The sequence below is a fragment of the Streptomyces sp. NPDC055013 genome, from assembly GCF_053608645.1.
Genome location: NZ_JBSGVW010000020.1, coordinates 57,094 through 76,142 on the forward strand (window position 1 = coordinate 57,094; position 19,049 = coordinate 76,142).

Below are 19,049 nucleotides of genomic sequence, written 5' to 3' on the forward strand. Positions count from 1 at the left end.
GCGGGATCAGCACTCGATGATGTTGACCGCCAGCCCGCCCCGGGCCGTCTCCTTGTACTTCACGGACATGTCGGCACCCGTGTCCTTCATGGTCTTGATGACCTTGTCCAGGGACACCTTGTGCGAGCCGTCGCCGCGCATGGCCATCCGCGCCGCCGTGACGGCCTTCACGGCGGCCATGCCGTTGCGCTCGATGCACGGGATCTGGACGAGGCCGCCGACCGGGTCGCAGGTCAGGCCGAGGTTGTGCTCCATGCCGATCTCGGCGGCGTTCTCGACCTGCTCCGGGGAGCCGCCGAGCACCTCCGCCAGCGCGCCCGCCGCCATCGAGCAGGCCGAGCCGACCTCGCCCTGGCAGCCGACCTCGGCGCCGGAGATGGACGCGTTCTCCTTGAAGAGCATGCCGATCGCGCCGGCGGCCAGCAGGAAGCGGACCACGCCTTCCTCGTCCGCGCCGGGCACGAAGTTGATGTAGTAGTGCAGGACCGCCGGGATGATGCCGGCCGCGCCGTTCGTCGGGGCGGTCACGACCCGGCCGCCCGCCGCGTTCTCCTCGTTCACGGCCATCGCGTAGAGCGTGATCCACTCCATGGCGAGCGCCTTCGGGTCGCCCTCGGAGCGCAGCTTGCGGGCCGTGTTCGCGGCCCGGCGGCGCACCTTCAGGCCGCCCGGCAGGATGCCCTCCCGCGACATCCCCCGCGAGACGCACTCCCGCATCACCTGCCAGATCTCCAGCAGGCCCGCGCGGATCTCCTCCTCCGTGCGCCAGGCCCGCTCGTTCTCCAGCATCAGCGCGGAGATCGACAGACCCGTCTCCTGCGTCAGGCGCAGCAGCTCGTCGCCCGTGCGGAAGGGGTACTTCAGGACCGTGTCGTCCAGCTTGATGCGGTCCGCGCCGACCGCCTCCTCGTCGACGACGAAACCGCCGCCCACCGAGTAGTACGTCTTGGAGATCAGCTCCCCGCCGGACGCGTCGTACGCCCACAGCGTCATGCCGTTCGCGTGATACGGCAGCGCCTTACGGCGGTGCAGGACCAGGTCCTTGTCGAAGGAGAACGGGATGTCGCGCTCACCGAGCAGCCGCAGCCGGCCCTCACTCTTGATCGCCTCCACCCGCTCGTCGGCGCCCTCCACGTCCACCGTGCGCGGCGAGGCGTCCTCCAGGCCGAGCAGCACCGCCTTCGGGGTGCCGTGTCCGTGGCCGGTCGCGCCCAGGGAGCCGTACAGCTCGCACCGCAGGGACGCGACGGAGTCCACCAGCCCCTCGTTGCGCAGACGGCGGGCGAACATGCGTGCCGCGCGCATCGGGCCGACCGTGTGGGAGCTGGACGGGCCGATGCCGATCGAGAACAGGTCGAAGACCGAGATGGCCACGGGGGACTCCTCAATACGGGGTGGAACAGGGGCGTGGGGTGTCCCGCTCACCTACGAGTGTGCGGGACACCCCACAAAAAGGAACTACTTGTTGAGACCGGGGTACAGCGGGTGCTTGTCCGCGAGCGTCCTGACCCGGGCCTTCAGCGCGTCCGCGTCGTAGGACGGCTTCAGCGCCGCGGCGATCACGTCCGCGACCTCGGCGAAGTCCTCGGCCGTGAAACCGCGGGTCGCCAGCGCCGGCGTACCGATCCGCAGACCCGAGGTCACCATCGGCGGCCGCGGGTCGTTCGGGACGGCGTTGCGGTTGACCGTGATGCCGACCTCGTGGAGGCGGTCCTCGGCCTGCTGGCCGTCCAGCTCCGACTCGCGCAGATCCACCAGGATCAGGTGCACGTCGGTGCCGCCGGACAGCACGTTCACACCGGCCTCGCGGGCGTCGGCGGCGGTCAGACGGTCGGCGAGGATCCGCGCACCCTCGACCGTACGGCGCTGGCGCTCCTTGAAGTCCTCACTCGCGGCGACCTTGAACGAGACCGCCTTGGCCGCGATCACGTGCTCCAGGGGACCGCCCTGGAAGCCCGGGAAGACGGACGAGTTCAGCTTCTTCGCGAAGTCCTTCTTCGCCAGGATGATGCCGCCGCGCGGGCCGCCCAGCGTCTTGTGCGTCGTGGAGGTGACCACGTCCGCGTGCTCGACCGGGTTCGGGTGCAGGCCCGCCGCGACCAGACCGGCGAAGTGCGCCATGTCGACCCACAGGTACGCCTCGACCTCGTCGGCGATCCTGCGGAACTCGGCGAAGTCCAGCTTCCGCGGGTACGCCGACCAGCCGGCGATGATCACCTTCGGGCGGTGCTCCTTGGCGAGCCGCTCGACCTCGGCCATGTCGACCAGGCCGGTCTCGGTGTCCACGTGGTACGGGACCACCTTGAACTGCTTGCCCGAGAAGTTCAGCCGCATCCCGTGCGTGAGGTGGCCGCCGTGGGCCAGGTCCAGGCCCAGGATGGTGTCACCCGGCTGGGCCAGCGCGAACAGGGCGGCCTGGTTGGCGGAGGCGCCCGAGTGGGGCTGCACGTTGGCGTACTCGGCGCCGAACAGCTCCTTGACCCGGTCGATGGCGATCTGCTCGGCGACGTCGACGTGCTCGCAGCCGCCGTAGTAGCGGCGGCCGGGGTAGCCCTCGGCGTACTTGTTCGTGGCGACCGAGCCCTGCGCCTCCATGACCGCGACCGGCGCGAAGTTCTCGGAGGCGATCATCTCCAGGGTGGACTGCTGGCGCTCCAGCTCGGCGTCGAGCGCGGCGGCGATCGCCGGGTCGAGCTCGTGCAGGGGCGTGTTCAGAAGCGACTTGTCAGACATAAGGGGGTGTAACTCCTCAGCCGGCGGTGTGGGTGACGTATTCGTCGGCGGAGAGCAGGTCGGCCGGCTCCTCCGTGATGCGTACCTTGAACAGCCAGCCGCCCTCGAAGGGGGCCGAGTTCACGAGCGCCGGGTCGTTCACCACGTCCTCGTTGATCTCGGTGATCTCACCGGTGACCGGGGAGTACAGGTCCGACACGGACTTGGTCGACTCCAGCTCGCCGCAGGTGTCACCCGCGGTCACGGTCGAGCCGACCTCGGGGAGCTGGGCGTAGACGACATCGCCGAGCGCGTTGGCCGCGAACTCGGTGATGCCGACCGTCGAGACGCCGTCCTCGGCGGTCGACAGCCACTCGTGCTCCTTGCTGTAGCGCAGCTGCTGGGGGTTGCTCATGGCCTGGATTCTCCTGTACGCGCGGGAGTGGTGATGAAGGGGGGACTGCTGGAAACGTGCGTGAGCAGCACAAATGTGCGCAGGCTCACGCAGGGCCGCTGCCAGTCTCTACTTCTGGAGTTACTTCTGCCGCTTGTAGAAGGGCAGCGCCACGACCTCGTACGGCTCGTGGCTGCCACGGATGTCCACACCGACCCCGGTCGTGCCCGGCGCCGAGTGCGCGGCGTCGACGTACGCCATCGCGATGGGCTTGCCCAGCGTGGGGGAGGGCGCACCGGAGGTGACCTCGCCGATCACCTCGCCGCCGGCGACGACCGGGTACCCGGCGCGCGGGACGCGACGCCCCTCGGCGATCAGACCGACCAGGACGCGCGGCGGGTTCTGCGAGGCACGGTCGGCGGCCTCGGCGAGCGCCTCGCGCCCGACGAAGTCGCCCTCCTTCTCGAACTTCACCACCCGGCCGAGCCCGGCGTCGAAGGGCGTGAGGGAGGTCGACAGCTCGTGGCCGTACAGCGGCATGCCCGCCTCCAGCCGCAGCGTGTCCCGGCAGGACAGACCGCACGGGATCAGGCCGACGCCCTCGCCCGCCTTGGTCAGCGCCTGCCACACCTCGACGGCGTGCTCCGGCTTCACGAACAGCTCGAAGCCGTCCTCGCCGGTGTAGCCGGTGCGCGCGATGAGGGCGGGGACGCCGGCGACGGTGCCGGGCAGACCGGCGTAGTACTTCAGGCCGTCCAGGTCGGCGTCCGTGAGCGACTTGAGGATGCCGGAGGACTCCGGACCCTGCACGGCGAGCAGGGCGTACGCGTCCCGGTCGTCACGGACCTCGGTGTCGAAGCCGGCGACCCGCTCGGTCAGCGCGTCCAGCACGACTTGGGCGTTGGAGGCGTTGGCGACGACCATGTACTCGGTCTCGGCGAGCCGGTAGACGATCAGGTCGTCCAGGATGCCGCCGTCGGCCCGGCAGATCATGGTGTAGCGGGCGCGGCCCACACCGACGGAGGCGATGTTGCCGACCAGGGCGTGGTTCAGGAAGGCCGCCGCGGCGGGGCCGGTGACGGTGATCTCGCCCATGTGGGAGAGGTCGAAGAGGCCGGCCTTGGTGCGCACGGCGTTGTGCTCGTCGCGCTCGGAGCCGTAGCGCAGGGGCATGTCCCAGCCGGCGAAGTCGGTCATCGTCGCACCGAGCGAGCGATGCAGGGCATCGAGCGCGGTGTGACGGAGTTCTTCTGTACTGCTCATCGGACGGTCTTCTCCCAAGGCATGACGGGCGAGGTCGTTCCTCCCCATCTGTCATCGGAACCTGAGAGGTTCGCCATGACCGGCTGAGGGCCAGGTCACGGCTTGCACCTTGGGTGGAGCCCACGCCTCTTCTCGGCGAAGAGGGGGACTCGCTTTTCAGATGTGCCTCGCCCGCGCGGTAACGGGGCCTGAGAGATTCAAGGGAGGGACTTGCTCCTTCGGCGCCCCAGCGATGAACTGCTGGGAACTCTCCCGCGCGGATTCGAACGGCCGGTATGCAGTTGGCGCGGACATCATTGCACGCCCGGCCCGTCTTCGGCAGGCCACGTCTGTAACGGGGTTGTGGCAGTAAGTGAACGAAAATGCGGGAGATCATCCATTACCTTCTCTTTACGCTCAGTGGGGATGGGGAATCCTGAACCGGAGGAGGACGATGACGGTGAAGCGCACCACTGCGTACGCCACGACGTCGGGCGTCGCGCTGCCCAAGCAGCCTGCGGCCCCGGCCGTCGAGGCCCCGGGCACGCGCGTCGCACCGGTGGTCCGTGACCTCCGCGAGCGCTCCGGCCACAGCCCGCACGCACTGCTCTTCGCCCCCGAGGACCTCGTCGTGATCACGGGGCTGCCCGGCAGCGGCAAGTCCACGCTGATGCGGCGGACGGTGAAGGGCGCCCGCATCGACTCCCAGGACACCCGGGACCGCTGGGACGCCCGCATGCCCGGCTTCCTGCCCTACGCCTTCTACCGCCCCCTGGTCCGCCTCGCGCACTACGCCGGCCTGCGCCGCGCCGTGCGCTCCGGCGAGGGCGTCGTCGTCCACGACTGCGGTACGCAGGCCTGGGTGCGCGGCTGGCTGGCCCGCGAGGCCCGCCGCCGCGGCGGCACCCTGCACCTGCTGCTGCTCGACGTCGACCCGGACACGGCCCTGGAGGGCCAGCGCGAGCGCGGCCGGGGCGTCTCGCGGTACGCCTTCCTGCGCCACCGCAGGGCCGCGGCCCACCTGCTGCGCTCCGTGGAGAAGGGCCACCTGCCGCCGGGCTGCGGCTCGGCGGTGCTGATCGACCGGGATGCGGCGGGCGTACTGCGCCGGATCGGGTTCACGGGCTGACCGGCCGAGGGCCTGTACGGGACGGCCACCCGCTAGCCTTTTGAGCCACAGCAGCGGTTCACAGCAGGCGGTTGAGAAGCAGATGGACTTCCCGGCGGAACTCCCCGCGGACTTCCCGGCAGGGGCACACCTCCACTCCCACGGCGGGTGGCCAGGCAACGAGCTGGAGGAGGTGCTCTCGGCCTCCCTCGGCCTGCCCTCGGCCGGCGGCCGGATCATCGAGGTGCTGGGCCGCAGCTTCGTCTGGGTGCCCCTGCCCGGCGGCGGCGGCCGGGACACCGGTCCGCTGGACCTGCCCACGGTGGAGATCGAGGGCCAGGCGTACGTGCCGGTCTTCAGCTCCGAGGAGCAGTTCCGCCAGGTGGTCGGCTCCCACATGTCGTTCACCATCGCCCCTGCGGTGGAGTTCGCCCGCGGTCTGCCGCCGCAGGTGGGCATCGCCGTCAATCCCGACGGCGTGGTCGGCGTCCCGCTGCCCCCGGCGGCGGTGGCCGAGCTGTGCCGCGTGGGCCGCACACCGCTGGACGGCCTCACGTCCGGAGGCCGCGTCAAGCTCTACGAGCCCGACTGGCAGGACGACCCGATCGACTTCCTCGCGGTTGCGTCCGCCGAGTTCGCCGAGACCGGCGTGGTGACGACGGCCCGCCGCTGCCTCGCGTCGATCGAGACGGCCTCTCCGGTGATGTTCATCGGTGTGGAACTCTCCCTCTGGGAGGGCGACTTGCGCGCCGCCCCCATGGACGCCCTGGCCCGGGCCCTCGGCCGCACCCCGGTCCCGTGGCCGGTCAACCTGGTCCTGCTGGACGTGGCCGAGGACCCGGTGATCGCCTGGATGCGCCGGCAGGTGCGCCCCTTCTACCAGCGGGGCCATTGAACGTTCCCAGGGCGCAGCGCCCCTGAAAGGGGCGCGGGGAACTGCGCGACCAGCCACCACGCACCCGCACTCACGCAGGCAGAACAAGGACCGAGGTAATGGGCGCCTAAGCTGTCACTCGATGCGGGGCAACTCTTAGAAGGGGCGGTACTACAGGTGAGCGCGAGCCTCAGCGGCAGCGTCGAGCACATGCTGCGCCAGGTGACGCCCGGGCGCTACGACGCCTACGAGGCCCTCCTGCGCGCGCTCGCGACCCCGTCCTCCGGCCAGGTCTGGATGCTGCTGTGGCACGGCCAGGGCGGCTCCCCGGACGCCCAGTACGGAAACATGGACGTCGAGGGCTACGGCTACGCCCCGTGCGTCACCTCCGCCCAGGAGCTGTCCGCCAGCGGCTGGAACCGCAGCTACGAAGTCGTCGACGGAGTCGACGTGGCCCGCACCCTCTACCCGGACCACTACGGCCTCTGGCTCAACCCGCACGCCCCCGGCGGCGGCGTCGGCATCCCGTGGCTCGACCTGCGCCGCATCGCCACCGGCCTGGACCGCCAGCCCGCCGGCCCGCTGCGCCTGTCGGAACCCGGCATCGAGATCCCGCAGTTCTACGCCCTCCTCGCGCAGAACGCCCACCGCACCCCGGCGGTCCGCTCGCTGCGCCGCGCCTGGGTGCAGCCGGCGCTCGGTGCGCCGTATCTCGCCATCGGGCTCGACGTGTACGACACCAGCCCGCCCGCGGTCGACTCGGTGCGCTCGATGATGTCGCAGTCGATCGGCGCGGTCCCGGACGGGCTGCCGGTCTCGACCGTGGCGATGTCCGACGAGGACGACCCGGTCGCCATGTGGATGAGAGCGAGCGCCCGCCCTTTCTACGACCGCGAGGCACATGTCGCCGCCCCTGCGCAGGCACCGGCGGCCGGCTACGGCTACCCACCGGCACAGGGCCGTTACTGATCATTGATCGGCTAACCTGCTGATCGGTCGGCAACCCGACTGTCGTAGGTGCAAAGGGTCTTGGACTGCGGTTTCCCAGGTCGATCTCCGCGCGTAGATGCGATCGGAAGGTCCCGGTCCGCCCTCTTACGCCCCAACTGGCCCCCGTCCGGCGGCCGATACCCACTGTTCGGATAACGGAACCCCTCAGACAGCATCACGGTTGCGCATCCTTTCCCCGCCAGCTCTGGCAACAGATCGCCAAAGCATTGAAGACTCCCGGCAAGACACGGGCCGGTCGGTCCTGTGTACGAGTGGAAGCAACCGCTACAGCGGCAGCCAGGGGGGTCGGCAACCGCCGGCCGAGAGGGGTCAATCTCACTGTGACCGCACCGATCGAGACAACCGGAGCGGAGGCCGGAGCGCAGCCCGAGGCCGTTCTCTCCGGCGTCGAGAAGAGCCAGATCGAGGGGCGTTCCCTCGGCCAGATCGCCTGGTCCCGGTTCAAGAAGGACAAGGTGGCTGTGGCCGGCGGGGTCATCGTGATCCTGCTGATCCTGCTCGCGATCCTCTCCCGCCCCATCCAGGCGATGTTCGGCCTGGACCCCAACGCGCTGAACCAGGATCTGATCGACCCCAACACGTCGCTGCCCAAGGGTGACTTCGGGGGCATGAGCTGGGAGCACCCGCTCGGTGTGGAGCCGAAGTTCGGCCGGGACATCGCCACCCGCATCCTGGAGGGCTCCTGGGTCTCGCTGGTCGTCGCCTTCGGCGCCACGATCCTGTCCAACACGATCGGCGCCGTCCTCGGCGTCGTGGCCGGCTACTACGGCGGACGCGTCGACACGATCATCAGCCGGCTGATGGACACCTTCCTCGCGTTCCCTCTCCTGCTGTTCGCGATCGCCATCTCCGCAACCCTGCAGGGCGGTGCCTTCGGCCTGGAAGGCCTGCCGCTGCACATCGGTGTGCTGATCTTCGTCATCGGCTTCTTCAACTGGCCCTATCTGGGCCGCATTGTCCGGGGCCAGACACTGGCCCTGCGCGAGCGGGAGTTCGTCGACGCCTCGCGGGGGATGGGGGCCAAGGGGCCGTACATCCTCTTCCGGGAGCTGCTGCCGAACCTCGTGGGTCCGATCATCGTCTACTCGACGCTGCTCATCCCGACCAACATCCTCTTCGAGGCGTCCCTGAGCTTCCTCGGCGTCGGCATCCAGCCCCCGCAGGCTTCGTGGGGCGGCATGATCAACCAGGCGGTCGACTACTACCAGGTCGACCCGCAGTTCATGATCGTGCCCGGTCTCGCCATCTTCGTGACCGTCCTGGCATTCAACCTGCTGGGCGACGGTCTCCGTGACGCTCTCGACCCGCGCAGCCGCTGATCTGCGGCCGCAGCGAGAGTCCCAAAATTCCAACAATGGAGGGGAAGCAGACCATCATGCGAAGGTCAGCGCTGGCCGCGGTAGCGGCCATCGGCAGTGCGAGCTTGCTGCTTTCGGCTTGCAGCAAGGCCGATGACAACTCGGACAACAACGGAAACAAGTCGGCTGGGGCCAACGCAGCGACCAAGGGTGTCGTCAACGCCTCCACCCAGAAGGGTGGGACGGTCACGTACGAGTACTCGGACGTCCCGGACTCCTTCGACCCCGGCAACACGTACTACGCGTACATGTACAACCTCAGCCGGCTGTACGCCCGCCCGCTGATGACCTTCGCGCCCGGCCCGGGCGAGGAGGGCAACAAGCTGGTCCCGGACCTCGCCGAGAGCGCGGGCGTGCCGAGCGACGGCGGCAAGACGTGGACGTACAAGCTGCGTTCGGGCCTGAAGTACCAGGACGGCACGCCGATCACCTCGAAGGACGTCAAGTACGCCGTCGCGCGCTCCAACTTCGCGCGTGACGTGCTCTCCCTCGGCCCGAACTACTTCCAGCAGTTCCTCGAGGGCGGCGACAAGTACAAGGGTCCGTACAAGGACAAGAGCGCCGAGGGCCTGAAGTCCATCGAGACGCCGGACGACACCACGGTCGTCTTCAAGCTCAACCGTGCCTTCCAGGAGTTCGACTACCTGGTGGCGACGCCGCAGACGGCACCGGTGCCCCAGGCCAAGGACAAGGGCATCGACTACGTCAAGAGCATCGTGTCCTCGGGCTCGTACCAGTTCCAGAGCTACGAGGAGGGCAAGCAGGCCGTCCTCGTCCGCAACAAGAACTGGGACCCGAAGACGGACCCGCTGCGCAAGCAGTACCCGGACAAGATCGTCGTCAAGCTCAAGGTCAACGCCGAGACGATCGACCAGGACGTCCAGTCCGGTGACGCGATCGACCTCGGCGGTACCGGTGTCCAGGCCGCGACGCAGGCGAAGGTCGTCAACAGCGCCGACCTGAAGGCCAACACCGACAACACCTACGGTGGCCGCCTGGTCTACATGGCGATCAACACCCAGGTCGCGCCGTTCGACAAGGTCGAGTGCCGCAAGGCCGTCCAGTACGCCATCGACAAGGTCTCCGTGCAGACCGCCGAGGGCGGCCCGATCCGCGGTGACATCGCCACCACCGTCCTGCCGCCGGACATCCCGGGTTACAAGAAGGCGGACGTCTACGCGACCGACGGCAACAAGGGCGACGCGGCCAAGGCCAAGGACCAGCTGAAGGCCTGCGGCAAGTCGACCATCACCACCAACATCTCGGCGCGCAGCGACCGCCCGCAGGAGATCGACGCGGCCACCGCGATCATCGCCTCGCTGAAGAAGGTCGGCATCAACGCCAGCCTGAAGCAGTACCCGTCGGGCAAGTACTTCACCGACTACGCGGGTGTCCCGGCGTTCGACAAGAAGCAGAACATCGGTCTGCACATGATGCAGTGGGGTGCCGACTGGCCGGGCGGCTACGGCTTCCTGCAGCAGATCCTGCACGGTGACGCGATCGGCGCCTCGGGCAACACCAACCTCTCGTACATCGATGACAAGCAGATCAACGAGATGCTGGAGAAGGCCATCGCCACCGAGGACGAGGCCCAGCGCAACAGCATGTACGCCGAGATCGACAAGCGTGCAATGGACCAGGCTGTCCTCGTCCCGCTGACCTACTTCAAGGTCCTGCTGTACCGCCCCGCCAACTTCACCAACCTGGTGTCCACGGCGGCCTTCAGCGGCCAGTACGACTACCTCAACATCGGCACGACCAAGAAGTAGCCCCGGAAGGCAGGTGAAGGCTTTGGTGCCCGCGGGCTCAGCAGCCCGCGGGCACCAGCGCCGGTCCCCGTGATCTCGTACATCCTCCGTCGGACGCTCGCGGCAGTGATCCTGCTGCTGGTCGTCACCGCGGTCACCTTCGCGATCTTCTTCCTGCTGCCACGGATGGCCGGCCAGACCGCCGACCAGCTCGCGCAGCAGTACATCGGAAAGAGCCCGACGAAGGCCGACATCGCCGCGGTCAAGCAGAACCTCGGTCTGGACCAGCCCCTGTACGTCCAGTACTGGCACTTCATCAAGGGGATCGTGGCCGGCGCCACCTATGACCTGGGCCCCACCACGACGCAGTGCAACGCGCCGTGCTTCGGCTACTCCTTCAAGAACCACGTCGAGGTGTGGCCACAGCTCACCTCGCGCCTTCCGGTGACCATCTCGCTGGCCGGCGGCGCCGCCGTGCTGTGGCTGGTGTCCGGTGTGCTGATCGGCGTGATCTCCGCACTCAAGCCCCGCAGCTTCTTCGACCGCACGTTCATGGGCGTCGCGCTCGCCGGTGTCTCGCTGCCCATGTTCTTCACGGGCAACCTGGCGCTGCTGCTCTTCACCTTCCAGTGGCCGATCTTCGGCCGCACCTACGTACCGTTCACCGAGAACCCGGCGCAATGGGCCAACACGCTCTTCCCCGCCTGGTGCTCGCTCGCCCTGCTGTACTCCGCCATCTACGCGCGGCTCACCCGCTCGGGGATGCTGGAGACGATGAACGAGGACTTCATCCGCACGGCCCGCGCCAAGGGCCTGCGTGAGCGCAAGGTCGTGGCCCGGCACGGGCTGCGGGCCGCGCTGACCCCGATCATCACCGTTTTCGGTATGGACCTGGGCCTGCTGCTCGGCGGCGCCGTGATCACCGAGACCGTGTTCTCGCTGCCCGGCATCGGCCAGTACGCGGTTCAGGGCATCACCGACAACGACCTGCCCCCGATCCTCGGCGTCACCCTGCTGGCCGCCTTCTTCGTCGTGATCGCAAATCTCCTGGTGGACCTGCTCTACGCCGCCGCCGACCCGCGCGTGAGGCTCTCGTGACCGAACTCTCCAAGACCGGTGCCGCCGTGGGCGAGCCGACGAGCTCACCCTCGAACGGTTCCGACGCCTTCCTCTCGGTCCGAGACCTCAAGGTGCACTTCCCCACCGACGACGGTCTGGTCAAGTCCGTCGACGGGCTCAACTTCCAGGTGGAGAAGGGCAAGACCCTCTGCATCGTGGGCGAGTCGGGCTCCGGCAAGTCCGTCACCTCGCTGGCGATCATGGGCCTGCACCGGCTCGGGGCACGCGGCAAGAACGTCCGGATGTCCGGCGAGATCTGGCTCGGCGGCAAGGAGCTCATCTCCGCCGACCCGGACGAGGTGCGCCGGCTGCGCGGCCGCGAGATGGCGATGATCTTCCAGGACCCGCTGTCCGCGATGCACCCGTACTACACGATCGGCAACCAGATCGTGGAGGCGTACCGGGTCCACCACGACGTCAACAAGAAGACCGCGCGCAAGCGGGCCGTCGAGATGCTCGACCGGGTCGGCATCCCCGAGCCCGGCAAGCGCGTCGACAGCTACCCGCACGAGTTCTCCGGAGGTATGCGCCAGCGCGCGATGATCGCCATGGCGCTGGTCAACAACCCCGAACTGCTCATCGCGGACGAGCCGACGACCGCCCTCGACGTCACCGTCCAGGCGCAGATCCTCGACCTCATCCGGGACCTGCAGAAGGAGTTCGGCTCCGCGGTCGTCCTCATCACCCACGACCTCGGCGTGGTCGCCGAGATCGCCGACGACGTCCTCGTGATGTACGGCGGCCGGTGTGTGGAGCGCGGCAGCGTCGACGACGTCTTCGAGCGGCCGCAACACCCGTACACCTGGGGCCTGCTCGGCTCGATGCCGCGCATCGACCGCGAGACCTCCGAACGGCTCATCCCCGTCAAGGGCCAGCCGCCGAGCCTCATCAACGTCCCCTCGGGCTGCGCCTTCCATCCCCGCTGCCCGTACGCGGACATCCCCAAGGGCGATGTCACCCGTACCGTGCGCCCGGATCTCCAGCCGGTCGGCAGTGGACACTTCTCCGCGTGCCACCTCTCGGCGGAGGACCGTACGCGGATCTGGACCGAAGAGATTGCGCCGAAGCTGTGAGTGAGACGAAGAAAACGGACGCGGCCGTCCCGGCGCAGGCGTCGGCTCCTTTGGCGGAGCGTGAGGTGCTGCTCAAGGTCGAGGGCCTGCAGAAGCACTTCCCGATCCGTAAGGGCGTCCTCCAGCGTCAGGTCGGCGCGGTCAAGGCGGTCGACGGCATCGACTTCGAGGTGCGCAAAGGCGAGACCCTCGGTGTGGTCGGCGAGTCCGGCTGCGGCAAGTCGACCATGGGCCGGGTCATCACGCGGCTCCAGGACCCGACGGGCGGCTCGATCCACTTCGAGGGCCAGGACATCACGCGGCTGAGCACGGCCGGGATGCGTCCGCTGCGGCGGGACATCCAGATGATCTTCCAGGACCCGTACGGCTCCCTGAACCCGCGGCACACCATCGGCGGTATCGTCTCGGCGCCGTTCCGCCTCCAGGGCGTCGAGCCCGAGGGCGGGGTGAAGAAGGAGGTCCAGCGGCTGCTGGAGCTGGTGGGCCTGAGCCCCGAGCACTACAACCGCTACCCGCACGAGTTCTCCGGCGGCCAGCGCCAGCGCATCGGCATCGCCCGGGCGCTCGCCCTGAAGCCGAAGCTGGTCGTGGCGGACGAGCCGGTGTCCGCGCTGGACGTGTCGATCCAGGCCCAGGTCGTGAACCTGATGGACGACCTCCAGGAGGAGCTCGGCCTCACGTACGTGATCATCGCCCACGACCTGTCCGTCGTCCGGCACGTCTCGGACCGGATCGCGGTGATGTACCTCGGCAAGATCGTCGAGCTCGCCGACCGCACCTCGCTGTACGAGGCGCCGATGCACCCGTACACCAAGGCCCTGATGTCGGCCGTGCCGGTGCCGGACCCCAAGCGCCGGGGCGCCAAGAGCGAGCGCATCCTGCTGCGCGGCGACGTGCCCTCGCCGATCTCCCCGCCGAGCGGCTGCCGCTTCCACACGCGGTGCTGGAAGGCGACGGAGATCTGCCGGACGACGGAGCCGCCGCTGCTGGAGCTGAGGCCCGGCCAGCGGGTGGCCTGCCACCACCCGGAGAACTTCGAGGACCAGCAGCCGCAGGACACGGTGCTGCTGACCGTGGCCAAGGAGGCCGCGGAGCTGGTGCCGACGGAGCAGACCGCCGACACCCCGGTTTCCAAGGAGGCGCCGGCTGCGGCTGCGGCTTCCGAGGAGACCCCGGCGGACGAGGCGTCCGAGGAGGCCCCCGAGGCTGCCGCGGAGTCCTCTGCGGAAACTCCGGACGAAAAGAAGTAACCCAGCCCGGGCCCCCGCCTTCCTTTGCAAGGCGGGGGCCTTGTGCTGAGCGAGAATGTGCGGGTGCTCCAGCAACTGTTCAGCCCGTCCGTCCAGCACACGCTCGACCTGATCGGCATCTTCGTCTTCGCCATCTCCGGCGCGCTGCTGGCGGTCCGCAAGAACTTCGACGTCTTCGGTATCGCCGTCCTCGCCGAGGTCACCGCCCTGGGCGGCGGGCTGTTCCGGGACGTCGTCATCGGCGCCGTACCCCCGGCCGCCTTCACGGATCTGGGGTACTTCCTCACCCCGCTGCTCGCCGCGCTGCTCGTCATCTTTCTCCACCCGCACGTGGAGCGGATCCAGACCGGCGTGAACGTCTTCGACGCGGCGGGCCTCGGCCTGTTCTGCGTCGCCGGGACGACGAAGGCGTACGACTACGGCCTCAACCTCACCGCCTCGGCCGCACTGGGCCTCGCGACCGCCGTGGGCGGCGGCGTGCTGCGTGACGTCCTCGCCAACGAAGTGCCGTCACTGCTGCGCTGGGACCGCGACCTGTACGCGGTTCCGGCGATCGTCGGCGCCACGATGGTCGTCCTGTGCATCCACTACGGCGCCCTGAACTCGTTCACCAGCACGCTCGCGGCCGTCACGGCCTTCGTGCTGCGGCTGCTCGCGATGCGGTTCCACTGGCGAGCTCCGCGGGCCTGGAACCGGCGGTCGACGGTGCGAGAGGAGTAGCCCCCGGTGCCGTACCGGTCTGCTGCCGGGGCCCCATCACTCGCTCAGCCAGCGGAACGCCGGGATCACCTGCGGTTTCCACAGCGCCATGGTGTGACCGCCCGCGCCGCTCGGGATGAACACCACGTCCACGGTCGTCGGCGCCTTCGCGGCCCGCTCGACGGCCATCGCCGCTTCGTATCCGTCCTTCGGCTGACCGGAGAGGTAGAGCGCCACACGCGGCGGGACACGGGACTTCTTGAGCAGGGCGTACGGGTTGTTCGCGGCCCGCAGCGCCGGGGACCTGGCGGCGAGCGACTGGGGTACGGCGGCGGGGTCGTTGTAGCCGGACAGGCTGACCGCGGCCCGATAGCGGTCCGGGTGGGCGACGGCGAGCTTGGTCGCGCAGTGCCCGCCCGCCGAGTACCCGGCGACGGCCCAGCCGTCCGGCGCGGCCTGGGTGCGGAAGTTGTCCATGACCATCCTCGGCACATCGACGCTGAGCCAGCTGTCGGCGTTCACCTTGCCCGCGATGTTCGCGCAGCCGGTGTCCACGCCGGGCAGCAGCGAGGTGCGCGGCGAGACGATGATGAACGGCTCGACCTGCCCGCTGCGTATCAGCGGCGCCAGCTGCTGGGGCGCGTCCATCGTCCCGTACCAGGCCTTCGACGAGCCCGGGAAGCCCGGCAGCACCTCGACGACCGGGAACCGGTGATTGCGGTACGCGGGCTCGTGGTACTGCGGCGGCAGCCAGACGTTGACCTCGGCGTGCACTCCGGAGACCCGGCCCTTGAGGTGCGTGACGAGCACGCCGCCCTCCGCGCGCATGCCCGGCCCCTTGGCCGGCTTGAACGTCTGCCGCACCTTGGGCAGCTTCTCCAGCGCGATCCCGCCGGTGCCGCTCGCCCCGAGGTCGGCGGCCTCGTGCACATGGTCGCTGGTGCCGAGCAGATCGCCCCAATTGTCGTACAGCTGATTGGAGTTGTTGACCATGGTGAAGACCAGGGCGACCGCAGTGGCCTGGGCGAACAGCAGCATCAGCACCCGAGCGGCGCCCCGCACGACCTTGGGCCCGCGCACTCGCGACCACAGGACCAGCGGCAGCGCGACGGCGACGACGCACAGCGCGATCAGCGTGTAGAGGAACGGGGTCCCGGTGAGACTCATGTCCTCATAGAGGGGCGGAGCGGGCTTCGGGTTTCGGGCGAGCCGGGGCACTTGCCGAAAAGTTGCGCACATCTCGTCCGGCAGGGGTGCGCCCTGCGGGAACGGGTGTGAGCCCTCACAGGGAGAAAAGCTACCGCTTAGTAGTTAGCTGTTGTACCGTTCATCCATGCCAGAAGCAGCCTCTGCCCCGACGGCCCCGCGGGCCACGATCGGCGACAGCGAGTTCGACCGCGACACCGCGCTGACCCTGCGCGAGCCCGGCGTCTACGACATCGACCTGTCCGCCGGCTGGACGATCATCAGCGCCGTCAACGGCGGCTATCTGCTGGCCGTCCTCGGCCGCGCCCTCGCGGACGCGCTCCCGCACGGCGACCCGTTCACCATCTCCGCGCACTACCTCACCGCGTCCCAGCCGGGCCCGGCGGTCGTCCGCACGGACGTGGTACGCACCGGGCGGACCCTGTCGACCGGCCAGGCCTCGCTCTTCCAGTACGACGAGCAGGGCCGCGAGGTGGAACGCATCCGCGTCCTGGCCTCCTACGGCGACCTCGGCGCCCTCCCCGACGACGTCCGCACGACGGCCAAGCCGCCCGCGATCCCGCCGATGGACCACTGCTTCGGCCCCGAGGACGGCCCCGCCCCCGTCGACGGCAGCTCGGCCATCGCCGACCGCCTCATGCTCAAGCTCGACCCGTCCACCCTCGGCTGGGCACTCGGCCAGCCCTCGGGCAAGGGCGAGATGCGGGCTTGGTTCGGCCTCGCGGACGGCCGCGACGCCGACCCCCTGTCCCTGCTCCTTGCCGTCGACGCGCTGCCCCCGACGGCCTTCGAGATCGGCATCTCCGGCTGGGTCCCGACGGTCGAACTGACCGTCCACATCCGGTGCCGCCCGGCCCCGGGCCCCCTCCGCGTGTCCATCACCACCCGCAACCTCGCCGGCGGCTTCCTCGAGGAGGACGCGGAAGTGTGGGACAGCGCGGACCGGTTGGTGGCGCAGTCGAGGCAACTGGCGAGGGTACGGCTCGGCTGAAGCGGGCCTGGTGGTGCGGGGGCGTGTCGCGATCGGCTTCGCCGTGTCACGGCCCTGTACCGGCGAGTTGGTTGAGTCTCCAAGGAAATTTGCAGGTCAGCGGCGTGTGTTGAGGTGCGCTTTGCCCGGCGCACAGGCCCTCGACAGCCAGGCCTCAAGGGAGGCCTAAGCGGCGTTGGTTGAGTGCCCGCCCAGGACTTCCTCAGTTTCCTCATCTTCCTTGGAGCTGTCTCTCATGAAGCGTGCGCGTCTCCTCCCCGCCGTGGCCCTGCTGGCGCTCTCGCCCCTGGCCCTGGCGGCCTGCGGGTCCGGCGACTCTTCGTCGTCGACGTCGAACAGCGGCAACTCCGGGCAGCAGCAGTCGTCGTGCCGGCAGCCGAGTGGGGCTGCGTCGGGTGCACCCAGCGGCGCGCCGTCGGGTGCGCCGACCTCGCAGCCGTCCGGTGCGCCCTCCGGGGTGCCGAGCGGGGTGCCGTCGGGTGCGCCCAGTGGCGGCCCCGGTGGAGGGCAGGGTGGCCCCGGCGGGGGTCAGGGTGGCTGTGGTGGTCCGGGCGGCGGGGCGGCTCCCAGCGGGGTGCCGAGTGGTGCGCCGAGCGCGGCGGCGACGGCGACCAAGAGCTGACATAGGACGCCGTACGAGCCGTACGAGCCGTACGAGCCGTACGAGCCGTACGAGCCGTACGAGCCGTACGAGCCGTACGAGCCGTACGAGCCGTACGAGCCGTACGAGCCGTACGACAGGGGCGGCACTCCCGGTGAACGGGGGTGCCGCCCCTGTGCGTTGTGCCGTCCGCAGTCCTCAGTCCAGCCAGTGCTCCCGGCCGATGCTGATCAACCGCATCTGGCGGGTCGCGACCTGGGCGACGCGCCGCCGCTCCTCCTCCGACGCCTCCAGGGCGTCCAGGAACAGTGAGGCCGTCATCAGCATCTGGTCCACGTAGAGGTTGGCGAGCATGAGGAGGTCGTCGTCGTTCCAGCCCTCGGAGACCGGGTCCTTGGTGAGCGCGACCTTCACCTCCTCGGCGAAACGGGCCAGTTGGTCCTGGATCGCCTCCCGCACCGACTGCACGCCGCCGTGTCGCTCCCGGGCGATGAAGCGGACGTGGGCAGGGTGGGTCTCGACATGCCGGGCGATCAGGTCGACGGCGCGTTCGATGCGTTGGTCGCTGTCGCCGGCGGAGCTGACGATCGTACGGATCATGGGGTGCAGGCTGCCCAACGCCTCCTCGACGAGGGCGACTCCGAGGTCGGCGGTGGAGCGGAAGTGCCGGTAGAAGGCGGTGGGGGCGACGCCGACGGCACGGGTGACCTCGCGCAGGCCCAGGCTGCTCAGGCTCTGCTCCTCCAGCAGTCCGAGCGCCGCGTCCAGGAGGGACTGGCGGGTCTTCTGCTTCTGGGCCTGCCGGATACCGAAGGTGTGACTCATACCATGCAGTTAACAACTGTTCTCTGGAATTGAAAAGCCGTGAGGCGCGCTAGACTTGGAGTCAGTGAACAACTGTTACTACAACTGTTCACCCAAACGTAACGAGAGAGATCTCCAGCGAGAGGGATCTCGAAGGGGGCTCCATCCCATGCTGTTCCTCGTCGCCGCGCTCCTGCTGCTGGGCGTGCTGCTGGGCACCGTGGCCCACGCACCGCTCGCCTTCACCGCTGTGGCCGCCGCCGTGATCGCCGTCTGGCTGGGCATCTTCGCCGCCCGCGAGCGTCACGCCCGCCGCAACTGACCGACTCCGTCGTCCGAATCGACTCCGTCGTCCGATCCGGCTCTGTCGTCAGATCAGACTTCGTCATCCGAACCGACTTCTCGGGAGCTGACACCCCATGCATCTCACCGCACCGGCCACCACGCGCCCCGGCACCCGCACCCGCGACGCCGACGGCATGGCCGTGGCGTCCTTCATCCTCGGCCTCCTCGGCCTCCTCGTCTTCAACCTCTTCCTCGGCCCGACCGCGATCGTCCTGGCCGCGGCATCCCTGTGGCGAGGCACCCAGCGCAGGGGCCGCGCCTACCTGGGCATGGGCCTCGGCGTCGCCGACCTGCTGGTCCTGCTGGCCTTCGTGCAGGCGGACAACACGCTGTCCTGGAGCTTCTAGCAGCTCCGGGCGGTCGGCACCCGATCCCGACGGCAAGCGGCTTGGGACGAGCCGCAGCCGCGGAGGGCACGCCGGGCGCCGCCCACTGACTGCCGTCGGCTGACCGACCAGGCCCGCTGGCCAAGCCGCCGGACCGCTGCGGGAGTGGTAGCTGCGCTGTCCGCCGT

General features: G+C 69.3%; 18 protein-coding genes, 1 pseudogene and 2 riboswitches. Of the genes and pseudogenes, 12 read left to right on the plus strand and 7 right to left on the minus strand.

The features are described from left to right. Nucleotides 1-6: 6 nt before the first annotated feature. The 4 genes from ACWGDB_RS23750 to gcvT form a co-directional block, all read right to left on the minus strand. Nucleotides 7-1,374 carry an L-serine ammonia-lyase gene (locus ACWGDB_RS23750; protein ID WP_453824239.1) on the minus strand — a complete coding sequence of 456 codons (1,368 nt, stop codon included), beginning with the start codon at nt 1,372-1,374 and terminating at the stop codon, nt 7-9. Between the two features lie 84 nt (nt 1,375-1,458). After that, nucleotides 1,459-2,733: a serine hydroxymethyltransferase gene (glyA, locus tag ACWGDB_RS23755; protein WP_453824240.1), complete on the minus strand. Its 1,275-nt coding sequence runs from the start codon at nt 2,731-2,733 to the stop codon at nt 1,459-1,461. A 16-nt stretch (nt 2,734-2,749) separates the two neighbouring features. Further along, nucleotides 2,750-3,127: a glycine cleavage system protein GcvH gene (gene gcvH / locus ACWGDB_RS23760; protein WP_453824241.1), complete on the minus strand. Its 378-nt coding sequence runs from the start codon at nt 3,125-3,127 to the stop codon at nt 2,750-2,752. 120 nt (nt 3,128-3,247) lie between these two features. Then, the gene (gene gcvT / locus ACWGDB_RS23765) at nt 3,248-4,369 is read right to left on the minus strand and encodes a glycine cleavage system aminomethyltransferase GcvT (RefSeq protein ID WP_453824242.1); all 1,122 of its coding nucleotides are present in this window, start codon (nt 4,367-4,369) and stop codon (nt 3,248-3,250) included. 38 nt (nt 4,370-4,407) lie between these two features. Next, nucleotides 4,408-4,535, minus strand: a riboswitch (glycine riboswitch). Further along, nucleotides 4,536-4,634: riboswitch (glycine riboswitch) on the minus strand. It lies immediately after the preceding riboswitch. 168 nt (nt 4,635-4,802) lie between these two features. On the opposite strand from gcvT, the gene ACWGDB_RS23770 reads away from it, so the two are divergent. The 9 genes from ACWGDB_RS23770 (at nt 4,803) to ACWGDB_RS23810 (ending at nt 14,609) form a co-directional block, all read left to right on the plus strand. Continuing rightward, complete coding sequence (locus ACWGDB_RS23770; RefSeq protein ID WP_453824243.1) at nt 4,803-5,477, plus strand: AAA family ATPase; 675 nt, start codon at nt 4,803-4,805, stop codon at nt 5,475-5,477. A gap of 82 nt (nt 5,478-5,559) precedes the next feature. Next, nucleotides 5,560-6,351, plus strand: a complete 792-nt coding sequence (locus ACWGDB_RS23775; protein ID WP_453824244.1) for an enhanced serine sensitivity protein SseB — start codon at nt 5,560-5,562, stop codon at nt 6,349-6,351. A gap of 189 nt (nt 6,352-6,540) precedes the next feature. Beyond that, the gene (locus tag ACWGDB_RS23780) at nt 6,541-7,299 is read left to right on the plus strand and encodes an enhanced serine sensitivity protein SseB C-terminal domain-containing protein (protein WP_383607564.1); all 759 of its coding nucleotides are present in this window, start codon (nt 6,541-6,543) and stop codon (nt 7,297-7,299) included. Nucleotides 7,300-7,661: 362 nt separating this feature from the next. Beyond that, nucleotides 7,662-8,660, plus strand: a complete 999-nt coding sequence (locus tag ACWGDB_RS23785; RefSeq protein WP_383607520.1) for an ABC transporter permease — start codon at nt 7,662-7,664, stop codon at nt 8,658-8,660. Nucleotides 8,661-8,716: 56 nt separating this feature from the next. Continuing rightward, nucleotides 8,717-10,468, plus strand: coding sequence for an ABC transporter substrate-binding protein (locus ACWGDB_RS23790; protein WP_453824245.1), 1,752 nt, complete (start codon nt 8,717-8,719; stop codon nt 10,466-10,468). A gap of 69 nt (nt 10,469-10,537) precedes the next feature. Then, on the plus strand, nt 10,538-11,545 hold the full coding sequence (locus tag ACWGDB_RS23795) for an ABC transporter permease (RefSeq protein WP_328879062.1): 1,008 nt from the start codon (nt 10,538-10,540) through the stop codon (nt 11,543-11,545). Next, nucleotides 11,542-12,639: an ABC transporter ATP-binding protein gene (locus tag ACWGDB_RS23800; RefSeq protein WP_383607518.1), complete on the plus strand. Its 1,098-nt coding sequence runs from the start codon at nt 11,542-11,544 to the stop codon at nt 12,637-12,639. Before ACWGDB_RS23795 ends, ACWGDB_RS23800 begins: the two co-directional genes overlap by 4 nt. Then, entirely contained in the window at nt 12,636-13,889 is a 1,254-nt protein-coding gene (locus ACWGDB_RS23805; RefSeq protein WP_453824246.1) for an ABC transporter ATP-binding protein, read from the plus strand. The genes ACWGDB_RS23800 and ACWGDB_RS23805 overlap by 4 nt, the downstream gene beginning before the upstream one ends. A 63-nt stretch (nt 13,890-13,952) precedes the next feature. Next, on the plus strand, nt 13,953-14,609 hold the full coding sequence (locus ACWGDB_RS23810) for a trimeric intracellular cation channel family protein (RefSeq protein ID WP_383607563.1): 657 nt from the start codon (nt 13,953-13,955) through the stop codon (nt 14,607-14,609). Here ACWGDB_RS23810 and ACWGDB_RS23815 read toward each other — a convergent pair. Further along, nucleotides 14,518-15,755 (minus strand): annotated as a pseudogene (locus ACWGDB_RS23815) (alpha/beta hydrolase). The gene ACWGDB_RS23810 and the pseudogene ACWGDB_RS23815 sit on opposite strands and share 92 nt — an antisense overlap. Before the next feature lie 166 nt (nt 15,756-15,921). Between ACWGDB_RS23815 and ACWGDB_RS23820 the strand changes: the two are divergent. Then, nucleotides 15,922-16,785: a thioesterase family protein gene (locus ACWGDB_RS23820; protein ID WP_383607515.1), complete on the plus strand. Its 864-nt coding sequence runs from the start codon at nt 15,922-15,924 to the stop codon at nt 16,783-16,785. A gap of 528 nt (nt 16,786-17,313) precedes the next feature. Here the strand turns inward: ACWGDB_RS23820 and ACWGDB_RS23825 are convergent. Together ACWGDB_RS23825 and ACWGDB_RS23830 are read right to left on the minus strand one after the other, a co-directional pair. Further along, the gene (locus ACWGDB_RS23825) at nt 17,314-17,535 is read right to left on the minus strand and encodes a hypothetical protein (protein ID WP_453824247.1); all 222 of its coding nucleotides are present in this window, start codon (nt 17,533-17,535) and stop codon (nt 17,314-17,316) included. A gap of 49 nt (nt 17,536-17,584) precedes the next feature. Then, the gene (locus ACWGDB_RS23830) at nt 17,585-18,211 is read right to left on the minus strand and encodes a TetR family transcriptional regulator (protein WP_453824248.1); all 627 of its coding nucleotides are present in this window, start codon (nt 18,209-18,211) and stop codon (nt 17,585-17,587) included. Nucleotides 18,212-18,359: 148 nt separating this feature from the next. On the opposite strand from ACWGDB_RS23830, the gene ACWGDB_RS23835 reads away from it, so the two are divergent. Both ACWGDB_RS23835 and ACWGDB_RS23840 read left to right on the plus strand, forming a co-directional pair. Beyond that, the gene (locus ACWGDB_RS23835; protein ID WP_328879055.1) at nt 18,360-18,512 is read left to right on the plus strand and encodes a hypothetical protein; all 153 of its coding nucleotides are present in this window, start codon (nt 18,360-18,362) and stop codon (nt 18,510-18,512) included. Nucleotides 18,513-18,609: 97 nt separating this feature from the next. Next, nucleotides 18,610-18,882 carry a DUF4190 domain-containing protein gene (locus ACWGDB_RS23840; RefSeq protein WP_453824249.1) on the plus strand — a complete coding sequence of 91 codons (273 nt, stop codon included), beginning with the start codon at nt 18,610-18,612 and terminating at the stop codon, nt 18,880-18,882. Nucleotides 18,883-19,049 lie beyond the last annotated feature (167 nt).